The sequence below is a fragment of the uncultured Formosa sp. genome (assembly GCF_947500765.1).
Taxonomy (GTDB): Bacteria; Bacteroidota; Bacteroidia; order Flavobacteriales; family Flavobacteriaceae; genus Formosa.
Map to the genome: position 1 here is coordinate 692,417 of NZ_CANMTH010000002.1, position 13,125 is coordinate 705,541.

Here is a 13,125-nt window from a genome sequence, read left to right on the forward strand (position 1 = left end):
TAACTTAAACCTCAGTTTTTTTTGAATATTCCGTAAATTGCGTCTCAATTAAACAGTTTTTATTGATAATGAAACAAATAGAACCATACAAGCCAATATATAAAGTTAGAATAGTAACTGCAGCATCTCTTTTTGACGGACATGATGCGTCTATAAATATTATGCGTCGGATAATTCAGTCTACAGGTGTAGAGGTCATTCATCTTGGACACGATCGTAGTGTTGAAGAAGTTGTAAATACTGCAATTCAGGAAGATGCGAATGCCATTTGTTTAACATCTTACCAAGGCGGACATAACGAGTATTTTAAATATATGTTCGATTTACTAAAGGAAAAAGGTGCAGACCATATTAAAATCTTCGGTGGTGGTGGTGGTGTAATATTGCCTTCAGAGATTAAAGAACTTATGGATTATGGTATTACCAGAATCTATTCTCCAGACGATGGTCGCGAACTTGGTTTGCAAGGTATGATTAACGATTTGGTTAAAAAATCAGACTTTGCAATAGGAAATGAATTGGATGTTGATATAAATAAACTAGCAGAAAAAAATCCTAAAGATTTGGCACGTGTAATTTCTTCTGCAGAAAATTTTCCAGAAATAGCAGAAAGTACACTTGTAGCTATTCATAATAAAAATAAGAATTCTAAAACACATGTTCTCGGAATTACAGGAACAGGAGGTGCGGGTAAATCATCTTTAGTAGATGAATTAGTACGTCGTTTTCTTGTCGATTTTCCAGAGAAAACAATTGGTTTAATTTCCGTAGATCCTTCAAAACGAAAAACAGGAGGGGCACTTCTTGGAGACCGAATTCGAATGAATGCGATTAATAATTCTCGTGTCTATATGCGCAGCTTGGCAACACGTCAATCAAATTTAGCATTATCTAGGCATGTAAATGAAGCGGTTGAAGTTTTAAAAGCAGCAGAATATGATTTAATTATTTTAGAAACATCTGGAATTGGGCAATCGGATACAGAAATTATAGAACATAGCGATTTATCTTTATATGTTATGACACCCGAATTTGGTGCTGCAACACAGTTAGAAAAAATTGATATGTTAGATTTTGCAGATTTGGTTGCGATAAATAAGTTTGATAAACGTGGCGCTTTAGATGCGATTCGTGATGTAAAAAAACAATACATGCGTAATCACAATATGTGGCACGCAGATCCTGATACCATGCCTGTGTTCGGAACTATTGCTTCTCAGTTTAACGATCCGGGAATGAACACGCTTTATAAAGCTGTTATGGATAGTTTAGTTGAAAAACAGGATTCCGATTTAAAATCAAATTTTGCTATCTCGAAAGAAATGAGCGAAAAAATTTATGTTATTCCGCCAGCAAGAACACGTTACTTATCTGAAATTGCAGAAAATAATCGCGGGTATGATAAAACTGCAAATGATCAGGTAGAAGTGTCTCAGAAATTATATGGTATTTACAAGACAATTTGTTCGGTAGCTATTATTTCAAACGAAAGTGAGAAATCTTATTTGGGTAAGCTTGGATTAAATTCAGAAGAGATACTTAGTGTTGCTCAGAATGATAATCAAGACTTCTTGAAGCTTTTAATAGCAGAATTTGACCGTGTGAAATTAAATTTAGATCCATATAACTGGGAAATTATTACAGGTTGGGATGCTAAAGTAAACAAATACAAAAATCCTATCTATTCATTTAAAGTTAGAGATAAGGAAATAAAAATCGACACACACACAGAGTCGCTTTCTCATTTACAAATTCCAAAAGTTGCTTTGCCTAAGTATCAGGCTTGGGGCGATATTTTACGTTGGTGTTTACAGGAAAATGTACCAGGAGAATTTCCGTATACTTCAGGATTATATCCGTTTAAAAGAACAGGAGAAGATCCTGCAAGAATGTTTGCAGGAGAAGGCGGACCAGAACGTACAAATCGTCGTTTTCATTATGTGAGTGCAGGGTTACCTGCTAAGCGATTATCTACGGCTTTCGATAGTGTAACTTTATATGGTAACGATCCCGATTTACGTCCAGATATTTACGGTAAGATTGGTAATGCAGGGGTTAGTATCTGCTGTTTAGACGATGCTAAAAAACTGTATTCTGGTTTTAATTTAGCCGATGTCATGACGTCTGTAAGTATGACTATAAATGGTCCTGCTCCAATGTTGTTAGGGTTCTTTATGAATGCAGCTATCGATCAGCAATGTGAACTATATATTAAGGAGAATGGATTAGAGCAAGAAGTTGAAGAAAAAATAGAGTCTATTTATAAAGATAAAGGAGTAGAACGTCCGAGATACAATGGAGCACTTCCTGAAGGAAATAATGGTTTAGGATTGTTTTTATTAGGAGTAACTGGAGATGAAGTGTTACCTGCCGATGTGTATTTAGATATTAAAACCAAAACGATTGCTCAAGTTAGAGGAACAGTTCAGGCAGATATTTTAAAGGAAGACCAAGCACAGAATACCTGTATATTTTCAACAGAATTCGCCTTACGTTTAATGGGCGATGTACAAGAATATTTTATAGATAATAATGTCCGTAACTTTTATTCGGTGTCTATTTCTGGATATCATATTGCCGAAGCTGGCGCAAACCCAATCACACAATTAGCATTAACATTGTCTAACGGATTTACATATGTCGAGTATTATTTAAGCCGTGGGATGGATATTAATAAATTCGGGCCTAATTTATCATTCTTTTTCTCGAATGGTATCGATCCAGAATATGCTGTAATTGGTCGTGTGGCTCGTAAAATTTGGGCGAAAGCTTTAAAATTAAAATACGGCGCAAACTCTAGAGCGCAAATGCTAAAATATCATATTCAGACGTCTGGGCGTAGTTTACATGCTCAGGAAATAGATTTTAATGATATTCGTACAACGCTTCAAGCTTTATACGCTATTTACGATAATTGTAACTCTTTACACACTAATGCTTACGATGAGGCTATTACTACGCCAACAGAAGAATCTGTACGTCGTGCGATGGCCATTCAGTTAATTATAAATAAAGAATTAGGTTTAGCTAAAAACGAAAATCCAATACAGGGATCTTTCATTATTGAAGAATTGACCGATTTAGTAGAAGAAGCCGTGCTTTTAGAATTCGATAGGATTACAGAACGTGGTGGTGTTTTAGGTGCGATGGAAACCATGTATCAGCGTAGTAAAATACAAGAAGAAAGTTTGTATTATGAAACGTTGAAACATAATGGGGCATTTCCAATTGTGGGTGTAAATACCTTTTTAAGTTCTAAAGGATCTCCTACAGTGGTACCTAAAGAAGTGATTCGTGCGACTGAAGAAGAGAAACAATTTCAGATTAAAACACTTGAAAATCTTCATAAAGCAAACGAGACCGCAGATTTATTAACAGAACTTCAGCATAAAGCCATTCATAACGAAAATATTTTTGAAGCTTTAATGGATGTGTGTAAAGTGTGTTCTTTAGGACAAATTACAGAAGCATTATTTGAAGTTGGTGGACAGTATAGACGAAATATGTAATCGTTTTTTTGATTTAAAATTAAAATAATTATAAAAATCCTGAGCTGTTTGGCTCGGGATTTTTTATTTAGTACGTGTACGTTTTTTTAATTTTTCAATTTTGTCTTTATAATATAGTATAAGTTCGTCTACAAAATGTAATGGGTTTTTATAAGTCGATATTATAGTATAAAGCTCAGATGTTTTTAATAATTCAAGTTCCTTTTCTAATTGTTTTAATGTCAACTTTAAGGCTTCTGTTTGGTTAATTGAAGGTGTCGCTGTTGTTTTAGTTTTTAATTTTAAGCCTAAATTTTCTGAAAATATTTGAGCATGAAAAGTTTGTAATGCGTTTAAATCTTCATTTTTATATATGTGAATAAGCCGAGTTGTAATTTCTGTTGCCGATTCCTGATCGTTTGGAGATAAACTAAATTTATCTGGATGCACCTGTAACATGGCTTCTCTATAAAGTTTTTTCTTGATTACATGTGTATCAGTATCTAAATTAGAATTGTTAGATAATTCCCGTTTTATATTTTGTAAACCAGTAGATGACTTATAATGTTTACCACGTTTTTTTTGGGCTAATCGTTTATCCTTTTTAGCTCGTTTTTGTTGCTTGTAAAGTGTGTTTAATTCCTGCGTTTCAATAATATAATCGGTAAGATGTAGTCTTAAAATATCTTCAAAAGCATCTACTTGATTAGAGATGGTTTCAAGTTCTTGTTTTACAGCTTCAATCGAAATTTGAAGTTGTATTTGTTCTTCATCTTGAGGTAATATATTAGGTAATCTATCGTCAGTCATAAGGCAAAAATAGAAGTATACTTTAGAATAAAAAAGTAAAGCTGTTTTGTTTGGTATTGAAAATGGTCTTCAAATTAGGAAGAAGACACTATAAGCACGTTCTTTGCAACTTCAAAATAATCTGAAATTTATGTCTTTTAAAAAAATACTTCCTGTTCTTAAAGAAACTATAGATCATTTAGGATTTGAAACCACTACACCTTTACAGAAAAAAGTGCTTCCTGCTATAAAAAGTGGTGCAAATGTCTTTGGTACTGGTCCAGAAGGTAGTGGGAAAAGTACAGCTATAATATTAAGTGTAATTCAGAAATTAAAAGGTGAAGCCTTTGGAGATGGACCTAGAGCTATTATTTTAGTAAAAGATAAAGCAGAGGCTTTGTCGCTAAAAGAAAAGTTTGATGTGTTTACTAAACCAACAGATTTGCGTGTGTATTGCATTTACGACGAACTTAAAATAGATGTACAACGTGAAGATATATATATAGGTACAGATATTTTAATTGCTACAGTAAAACGTTTAAATAAATTATACTTTCTAAATAGTATTCATTTAGCCGATGTACAATTAATTTGTATTGAAGATGCTCAGTTTTTAATTCGTCAAAAGACTTATAATGATGTTTTACGTTTATCAGAAAGTGTCAATAAATGTCAATATGCTGTATTTGCAGATGAATTTGATTCTCGATTAGAACGTTTTGAAAATTCTTTCATGTTTAATGCCTATAGGTACAAAGTTTAAATCTGGATTATTTCTTTAATTATCTAGGATTCTAGAGTTGTTTTTAAGCCTATTTTTAATTGGATAAAGATATCGATTCTCAGTTTTTTTTATAACCTTGTCTGATAATTTAAAGTTGTCATGAAAAAAAACAAATTAGGAAATCGTTCTCTAGCCATAGCTGTTATTTGCATGGTTGGATGTTTGACTCTGAAATACTTTAATGTATACCAGGGCGATTGGTTAGAAATTTTACTAGCTGGTTTTGAAGCTGCTGTTGTTGGTGGTGTAGCCGATTGGTTTGCAGTTCGTGCTTTATTTCAAGAAATTCCTATTCCCGTAGTTAGAAAACACACCAATATTATTGTAAAAAGCCGAGAGAAATTATCGGCTGGTATAGTCGATTTGGTAAATAACGAATGGTTGTCTAAAGATATGATTCGTGATAAAGTTTCAGCAATGTCTTTAGCGAAACCTATAGTCGATTATTTATTGGAAGGCCATAATCAGGAAACCATTCGGAAAACCTTAAAACCAGAATTAGAAGCTTTAGTTTTAAAATTAGATCATGAAGATGTGGTGAATACCTTAGAAGGGATTATCCGTCCAGCAGTAAAAGGAAATAATTTAGCAGAACCTTTGGGGAATTTATTAAAGCAGACCATCGATCAGAAAGATCATTATGGTATTTTAATGGTTTTTCTTGACGTGCTAAGAGATAAAGTGAGTTCCGAATCTACTTACCAATTTTTGGTTACCGAAGTTCAAGTTTTAGTAAATAAACAAAAAGAAGGTTCTCAGATAAAAGGATGGTTAGTTGGAGCCGGGCAGTTTTTAGGTGCCATAAAACCACAACGCATCGCTGAAGGAATTCAAGAACAACTTGTACAACTTATAGATGATATAAAAACAGATCCTGAAGAACACAAAATTATTATCGCCTTAGATGCGCAACTTTGTGATTATGCCACACGTTTAACCAATGGCGATGAAAAAGCGCAAGCCGATGTAAATCAGTTTGGAGAACATTTTTTAGAACGTTTAATAGATTCTGGAATTGTAAAACAAAGCTTAACACGATTAAAAGTGATGGTTAAAGCGCATCTGTTTGAAAATGAAAACGAGTACACCGAGTTAATACGTGATAAAGTAAACACCATGTTGCTATCTTTTCAGAACGATGATTCAAAGATTAAACAAACGGACCTGTGGTTAAAATCTACTTTACTTCAACTTATAGATACACATCATCATAAAATAGGAGAGTTGGTAGGCGAGAGCTTACAGAAATTATCGAATGTGGAACTGGTAAAACAAATTGAAAGTAAAGTAGGGGAAGATCTGCAATACATTCGGTTAAACGGTGCCATTGTTGGTGGTATTGTGGGAATGCTGATTATGATTATCAAAATTTTTGTATTACGGATTCATTAAGTCTATTGGTTAGGTAATATATTACCAATGCCTTTGTTTAATTGCTTACAGGTTCACTTGAATGATTTTGTAAGCTTTTTTTATGCTAAAAATCATATTAAAGATGTCTTAAAAATCTTATTTTAGAGGTTTATAAACAGCATACAAACATGGGGTTAACCGGAGGTTGAAACCTGAAATAGGTGACTTTTGTTTGTATATAAGGAGTTGGCATTCATTAAAAAAATGAGAGAAGATAAAATAAGAGAACTTTATGGTCGAATTTTTGGAGACAAAATAACTTCTCTAAATTATAAACTAAACCCAACAGAAATAACAAAAGAAACAAATCCCCAAGACAAGTGTTTAGATTGTGGGATAAATTGTAAATCCTTTAAAGACAGACAAGATTTACCTTATTTTAAATCTCTTGAAAACATTGAAACCTTTGTCATTGCCGAAGCCCCAGGAAGTGGTATTGAAAAAGGAAAAATAGGATATGTATTTGGTTGGGAATTGTTTAATTCTAATAAACCAAAACATTCGAATATTACTAAATATGAAAATTATTTTTTTAATATTTTAAAACTTGACCCTGATACAACTTATATAACTGATGCTATAAAATGTTATACGCATAAAAATGATTTTAAATCAGTCTTTTCAAATTGTAAAAATTATTTAAAAGAGGAAATTGAAATTCTAAAACCAAAAAAAGTATTAGTAATATCGAAACAAGGGCCTTTAAAAATTTTTCTTATTGAATTAAACAACTCGATTCCTTTTGAACTTGAAATTATCTCACATCCTTCACCTCAAAATATTGGCAAAATTAAAACAGTTTCTGATATCTTTAAAAGTTTAGGGAATATTAGTGAAAATAGTAAATGGGAAATATTAGGAGAGCAAATAGAAATAGAGTATCAAAATTTAATCAAAGTACTCAAAGAAAAAAAATAACGAAATGTCAACACCGTATATAATTTATTGCTAGTTCTAGCCTACTTGTAAAAATCCTCGCGGATTTTCTATTCAGTTTTTATTTGTTAACTTAGTTGCTTAACCACGCAACAAACCATATACAAACACGTTATGTGCAATTGCTCAACACAATGAAAAAATATAAACCAAGTGACTTCCATCCTTTCGATGCATATAAAAATAAAGAAATTAAAAACTTTTTTGCAGTAAGTTTAATCACATTCGCTTATAGAAATTTCTTTAAAGCCAAACAGATAGAAAAATTAGACTTGACAAGGCAATTTTTCAATTCTAAAGATTATGATGACAACGAAAAGAAAATCGCTTTTATTAAACAGAATAGTGATATTGCTTTTAATGCTCTTTTAGATTACATAATAATTTCTTTGACTTTTGAGAACTATATGAAAGCGAAATTGCTTTTAAATGAATTTGTAATTCATGAAGTCAACAAAACAAAAAACGAACAGTTATTTAAAGCTCAAAAGAAGAGACCAATTGAAATAATTGAACTTAATTCAAATGAAGAAAAAAACTTTACTGAACTTAAAGAAACTACCTTGAATTATAGCACATTACTGAATAACAAAAATTATATTAAGTATTTTAATATAGATGATAATTCAATTAAATATCTTCAATCATTGAATAGAAAAAGAAATGAACTACATCTTTATATGAGTGAAAAAATCGAATTTGGAAATTCGATTTTTGACAATCTTAATCGGTTGAAAAAAATTGTTGAAATTGATTTTGCTGTTCTTCACAACTCAATTATGGATATGTCTGAATTTAATAATGGAAACAAAATACCTATAAAAAAATAAAACTGCATATAATAATGTATAAAAATAATTACTCAATTTTGGGCTTAACCAAAGGTCGTTGCAAGTTTACTGCGTCTGATTTTCCTGCGGAAAACCCTCGCACACAAATCCGCCACTATTCTTATACTAACCATTGTAGCAAATTTAACGCAACCATTTAAATGTTTTTGCATCTAATAGAAAACAAACCCTATTTTATGAAAAAAAATATACTTATTATTTTGCTATGTGTACTTACTTTTAGTTGTAATTCAGACGATGACACTTCTGAAATGACAAATATTGAATTTACCTTAATTGCTAAAGAAAACCTTTTTGGAAATGGTAATGAAGGAATTGCTAAACAAAATCTGGTTATTAGTAACCAAAATGATTGGAACGATTTAATTACCCAAATGAATTCTGAAAATAATGTCTCTGATAACTTTTCCGAAATAGATATTGACTTTTCTGAATTTCAAATTATCGCTGTTTTTGATGAAATAAAAGTAAATGGTGGTCATATCCTTGAATTAAATATAATGTCTAATTCTGAAAATATAATAGTTAACTTAACTGATTTAGCTCCTGATGGAGATGTTACAAGTATAGTTACTCAACCTTTTTGTATAGTCAAAATTCTAAAATCTGATTTACCAATAATATTTGAATAAAAAACTTGCTACAACAAAGCCCAGCGGTAAGAAACCAAATAAAATTACCTCATGTCTCACTATAACACCTCTGTAATTCTTGTTATAGGTTAGTCCTGATTTAGCAAAAGTAACACCATTAAGATTAGGTTGTATCAGTAAACGACCCATCGCATTTCTACGATTAAAAACACTGTTGCAATTATAATTACACCTATTTATAATTAACTTTACAAAAAAAAACAGTAAACCATGAGCATGCTTCACCTAAAACTAGAAACCGATCCGCGCTGGGTTAACATTGTAGAGAGTAATATTGAAGAAATACTTACAGATCATGCGTGGTGTGAGCAAAAAGCAGCCACAAATGCCATTACAATTATTACCTATAATAGTGAGCATGAAGACCTAGTTACTGCATTATTAGAATTAGCCAAAGAAGAGCTAGAGCACTTCCAAATGGTACACAATATCATTAAAGAACGAGGCTATACTCTAGGGGCCGAGCGTAAAGATCATTATGTAAACCAACTCTATAAGTTTATGAACAAGGGCGGAAATAGGCAACAAAGTTTTGTAGACCGCTTATTGTTTTCGGCAATGATAGAAGCCCGAAGCTGCGAACGCTTTAAATTACTTTCTCAACGTATTAAAGACGAAGAATTATCTAAATTCTACCACGATTTAATGATTAGTGAAGCTGGACATTACACCACATTTATCACATTTGCTAGACAATACGGAAAAGGCATTGACGTTGATAAACGCTGGCAAGAATTAGTCGCTTTTGAAGGTGAATTAATTAAAAGTTATGGAAAAAGTGAAAGCATACATGGCTAGGCGCCTGGCTATATAAGCAGTTATTTTAAGACGTACTGAGATAAAAACAAGTATAAGAATGCCTTAATTTTTCACTAAAATACTTCTGTGAGTTTCATTATTTTACTGTTACAGAATACCAATACTATGCCTACAAACTTTTCATTTAAAATACAAAATCATTGGAATCTAGAAGCTGCTCAAACAGAACAGCAATCAGGTGGTTCTTTAAAAACGCACCAAGTATTTTTAGAAGATGGAAAACGATTAGATGTTTCTGCAGCAAAACCATTTAAAGGTGATGCTTCAAAATATAATCCTGAAGAATTATTAATGGCCGCATTATCATCTTGTCATTTTATGTCCTATTTATATGTGTGCGAACAATCGGGGATTTCGATTTTAGAATATTCAGATTCAGTTGAAGGATTTCTAACCCTAAATAATGATGGAAGTGGTGCTTTTACTAAAATTACACTCAATCCAAAAGTTAAGATTGAAAGTGAATCTCAAAAACAACTAGCTTTGGAACTTCATGAAAAAGCAGGGCATTTATGTTTTATAGCTAATTCTTGTGCATTTACTATTGAGTATAATCCATTGGTTGAAGTTTAAATTGAAGTGTTTCAGTATGATAGAAACTCTTCAAAATTTTATAAATCAGTATTAAAAGATATTGCTTAATTTGGTACAAGATTTCTCTTAAAAATGAATAAACTTACCAATACTGTTTTATATTTAATGAGCCTTTCTGCTGGTTTAGTAGTGGCTAACTTATATTACAATCAGCCTTTATTAAGTCAAATAGCAACCGATTTTGGAGTATCAGAATCAGAAGTCAGCTATGTGGCATTAAGTACACAGTTAGGATATGCCTTTGGGTTGTTATTTATTATTCCTTTGGGTGATAAGGTATCCAATCATAAAATTTTGCAAGTCGATTTCTTTTTAATGATTATTTCATTAATAGCAGCTGCAACTGCAAATTCTATAGTGTTGCTAATTGCGAGTAGTTTTTTTATAGGATTTACTTCGGCATTACCACAACTTTTTGTGCCTATGGCTGCACAATTAAGTGATGATAAACAACGTGGACGGTCTATAGGGATTGTAATGAGTGGTTTATTAATTGGTATTTTAGGAAGCCGTGTTATAAGTGGATTTATTGGCGAACAGTATGGTTGGAGAACCATGTATTATATCGCTACCGTGTTAATGGCAATTCTTTTTGTTGTTTTAAGGTTTAAGTTACCTAAATTATATCCCCATTTCTCCGGAACATATGTTAGTTTATTAAAATCTGTATATCATTATTTTAAAACAGAACCAACATTACGTTTAGCAGCATTACGAGGTGCATTGTCTTTTGGGTGTTTAAGTGCCTTTTGGACGACCTTGGTTTTTTTAATGGAAGATAGTTTTGGTTACGGAAGTACAGTTACCGGATTGTTTGGTCTACTAGGAATGGGAGGTGCTTTAGGAGCAACTGTAGTTGGGAAGTTAAATGATAAAATACCAAAAAATAAGATCATTATATTTTCAACCTTACTATTAATTGTGTCCTGGGTGGTTTTTTTGTTTTCAGAATATTCTTTATTCGGAATAATAGTAGGTGTAATTTTAGTCGACTTAGGCATGCAAGCACTTCACATTACAAATCAGAATATCATTTTTTCAAAAAATCCTGAAGCACGTAATAGAGTAAATACAGTTTATATGGTGTCTTTTTTTATAGGAGGTGCTTTGGGTACAACTTTAGGAGCACTTGCTTGGGAACATTATAAATGGACTGGTGTTTCTGTTTTGGGATTAGTACTTTCGTTTGCTATATTAGTAGTTCATTTTATGTTTAAAAATAGAGAATAGGTTTTTGATTCAATTTTTATTAAAATGAATCTTATATATGATATAAAAAAGGTGTGGAATTTCAATTCCACGCCTTTTTTATTGAAAGATGTATATTAAAGTTTAGTTGTAAGATGCTTAATAATTTTTTTAGCATGAATTCTTGAATTTTCTATAAACCATTTATGTGTATCCAGTCCGCCACAAATTACACCAGCAAGATATAAACCTTCAATGTTGGTTTCCATAGAGTCTTCATTATAATACGGAATGTATTTTCCGTCTTCCGAAAATAAAATTCCAGCGTGTTCTAATAAGGTAATGTTTGGCTGATATCCGGTTAATGCAAGAACATAATCATTCGGAATATTAATAGTTCCGTTAGGTGTAGAAACAATAACCGATTTTTCTTTTATCTCTTGTATTTCAGAATTGAAGTGAGCTGTAATAGAACCTTCAGCAATTCTATTTACAATATCTGGTTTTACCCAATATTTAACACGTTCTCCAATAGCATCACCTCTTATAATCATAGTTACATGACCTCCTTTTCTGTAAATTTCTAAAGCAGCATCTACAGAAGAGTTACTAGCTCCTACTACAATTACATTTTGTAAACTATAAGGATGTGCTTCTTTATAATAATGAGCTACTTTAGGTAAGTTTTCTCCTGGTACATTAAGCGTTACTGGAACATCGTAAAACCCTGTAGAGATAATTACTTTTTTGGCATGATAGTTTGCTTTGCTTGTTTTGATAATGAATTCTTGGTCATCCTTTATAATATCCTTGACCTCTTCGTATAAATTAATAAGTAGATTGTTAGATGTTGTTACACGTCTGTAATATTCTAAAGCCTCATTTCTATTTGGCTTAGGGTTAATGCTTATAAAAGGAATATCATCTATTTCTAATTTTTCTGAAGAAGAGAAAAAAGTCATATTCAATGGGTAGTTAAAAATTGAATTTGTAAGAGATCCCTTTTCTATTACAAGATAGTTTAAGTTTTTGTCTCTACAAGCCATGGCGCAAGCGATACCAATAGGGCCTGCTCCAATAATGATAATGTCTTTTTTGATGTTCAAAACGATATAGTGTTTAATATATTTAGACTTATATATAGTAGAAGTCTTTTTTCTGTTTTTAAAAATACTAATAGTAACCTATATAGCCATGTCATTTTTTTATTAATGTCATATAGATGGTAATAATATAAGAGGGGAGATAATTTATATCCTTACAATCTAGTACTGGTTTATTTAAACGAAGGTATAATTACTCCTTGATATAAGTAATGTGTATTATATAGTGTAAAAGTACATTTATATAATAAGAATGAGAGCAGGGGTAGAGTTACAATTGAAACTATTTAGTGCTTCATATAATTAGATAATGTATTATAATATCAGAATAATCATATTTAATAGAAATAAACGCATTCGTAACAATCTACTAACCTAGTCTTTACGTTTTATTTCAAAATAAACCGTAAATAAATTAGTTATATAGAAATAAAAGTATGTATATTTGCACCCGCTTAGCGACGCAACTACGGTAGTAAGCTAGGTAAAATGTTCATTAACAGAGTT

Annotated in this window: 11 protein-coding genes; 9 read left to right on the top strand and 2 right to left on the bottom strand. The window is 31.6% G+C overall.

What is annotated here, in order from left to right; translation table 11 throughout:
* Positions 1–68: 68 nt before the first annotated feature.
* Positions 69–3,509, top strand: a complete 3,441-nt coding sequence (locus tag Q1B05_RS06170; protein ID WP_299778699.1) for a methylmalonyl-CoA mutase family protein — start codon at positions 69–71, stop codon at positions 3,507–3,509.
* 63 nt (positions 3,510–3,572) lie between these two features.
* On the opposite strand, the gene Q1B05_RS06175 is transcribed toward Q1B05_RS06170, so the two are convergent.
* Positions 3,573–4,298 (bottom strand): hypothetical protein, encoded by a 726-nt coding sequence (locus Q1B05_RS06175; RefSeq protein WP_299778701.1) that lies wholly within the window; start codon positions 4,296–4,298, stop codon positions 3,573–3,575.
* Between the two features lie 130 nt (positions 4,299–4,428).
* Here Q1B05_RS06175 and Q1B05_RS06180 point away from each other — a divergent pair, with 130 nt between their 5' ends.
* The 8 genes from Q1B05_RS06180 to Q1B05_RS06215 all read left to right on the top strand — a co-directional run bounded on the left by Q1B05_RS06180 (position 4,429) and on the right by Q1B05_RS06215 (position 11,557).
* A complete protein-coding gene (locus Q1B05_RS06180) occupies positions 4,429–5,040 on the top strand; it encodes a DEAD/DEAH box helicase (protein ID WP_299778703.1) in 612 nt (203 codons plus the stop codon).
* A gap of 120 nt (positions 5,041–5,160) precedes the next feature.
* Complete coding sequence (locus Q1B05_RS06185) at positions 5,161–6,453, top strand: DUF445 domain-containing protein (protein WP_299778705.1); 1,293 nt, start codon at positions 5,161–5,163, stop codon at positions 6,451–6,453.
* Between the two features lie 225 nt (positions 6,454–6,678).
* Positions 6,679–7,392 carry a uracil-DNA glycosylase family protein gene (locus Q1B05_RS06190; RefSeq protein WP_299778706.1) on the top strand — a complete coding sequence of 238 codons (714 nt, stop codon included), beginning with the start codon at positions 6,679–6,681 and terminating at the stop codon, positions 7,390–7,392.
* Between the two features lie 152 nt (positions 7,393–7,544).
* On the top strand, positions 7,545–8,240 hold the full coding sequence (locus tag Q1B05_RS06195) for a hypothetical protein (protein WP_299778708.1): 696 nt from the start codon (positions 7,545–7,547) through the stop codon (positions 8,238–8,240).
* Positions 8,241–8,437: 197 nt separating this feature from the next.
* A complete protein-coding gene (locus Q1B05_RS06200) occupies positions 8,438–8,893 on the top strand; it encodes a hypothetical protein (protein ID WP_299778710.1) in 456 nt (151 codons plus the stop codon).
* A gap of 237 nt (positions 8,894–9,130) precedes the next feature.
* Complete coding sequence (locus tag Q1B05_RS06205; protein ID WP_299778736.1) at positions 9,131–9,712, top strand: tRNA-(ms[2]io[6]A)-hydroxylase; 582 nt, start codon at positions 9,131–9,133, stop codon at positions 9,710–9,712.
* Between the two features lie 87 nt (positions 9,713–9,799).
* The gene (locus tag Q1B05_RS06210) at positions 9,800–10,306 is read left to right on the top strand and encodes an OsmC family protein (RefSeq protein WP_299778712.1); all 507 of its coding nucleotides are present in this window, start codon (positions 9,800–9,802) and stop codon (positions 10,304–10,306) included.
* 93 nt (positions 10,307–10,399) lie between these two features.
* Positions 10,400–11,557 (top strand): MFS transporter, encoded by a 1,158-nt coding sequence (locus Q1B05_RS06215; RefSeq protein ID WP_299778714.1) that lies wholly within the window; start codon positions 10,400–10,402, stop codon positions 11,555–11,557.
* A 95-nt stretch (positions 11,558–11,652) separates the two neighbouring features.
* On the opposite strand, the gene Q1B05_RS06220 is transcribed toward Q1B05_RS06215, so the two are convergent.
* Positions 11,653–12,621: a YpdA family putative bacillithiol disulfide reductase gene (locus tag Q1B05_RS06220; protein ID WP_299778716.1), complete on the bottom strand. Its 969-nt coding sequence runs from the start codon at positions 12,619–12,621 to the stop codon at positions 11,653–11,655.
* Between the last annotated feature and the right edge of the window lie 504 nt (positions 12,622–13,125).

Excerpts from the sequence above, each read along its gene's own strand:
- Q1B05_RS06215 (WP_299778714.1), top strand. The coding sequence starts at position 10,400 with ATGAATAAACTTACCAATACTGTTTTATATTTAATGAGCCTTTCTGCT.
- Q1B05_RS06195 (WP_299778708.1), top strand. The coding sequence starts at position 7,545 with ATGAAAAAATATAAACCAAGTGACTTCCATCCTTTCGATGCATATAAA.
- Q1B05_RS06170 (WP_299778699.1), top strand. The coding sequence starts at position 69 with ATGAAACAAATAGAACCATACAAGCCAATATATAAAGTTAGAATAGTA.
- Q1B05_RS06205 (WP_299778736.1), top strand. The coding sequence starts at position 9,131 with ATGCTTCACCTAAAACTAGAAACCGATCCGCGCTGGGTTAACATTGTA.
- Q1B05_RS06185 (WP_299778705.1), top strand. The coding sequence starts at position 5,161 with ATGAAAAAAAACAAATTAGGAAATCGTTCTCTAGCCATAGCTGTTATT.
- Q1B05_RS06175 (WP_299778701.1), bottom strand. The coding sequence starts at position 4,298 with ATGACTGACGATAGATTACCTAATATATTACCTCAAGATGAAGAACAA.
- Q1B05_RS06200 (WP_299778710.1), top strand. The coding sequence starts at position 8,438 with ATGAAAAAAAATATACTTATTATTTTGCTATGTGTACTTACTTTTAGT.
- Q1B05_RS06190 (WP_299778706.1), top strand. The coding sequence starts at position 6,679 with ATGAGAGAAGATAAAATAAGAGAACTTTATGGTCGAATTTTTGGAGAC.
- Q1B05_RS06180 (WP_299778703.1), top strand. The coding sequence starts at position 4,429 with ATGTCTTTTAAAAAAATACTTCCTGTTCTTAAAGAAACTATAGATCAT.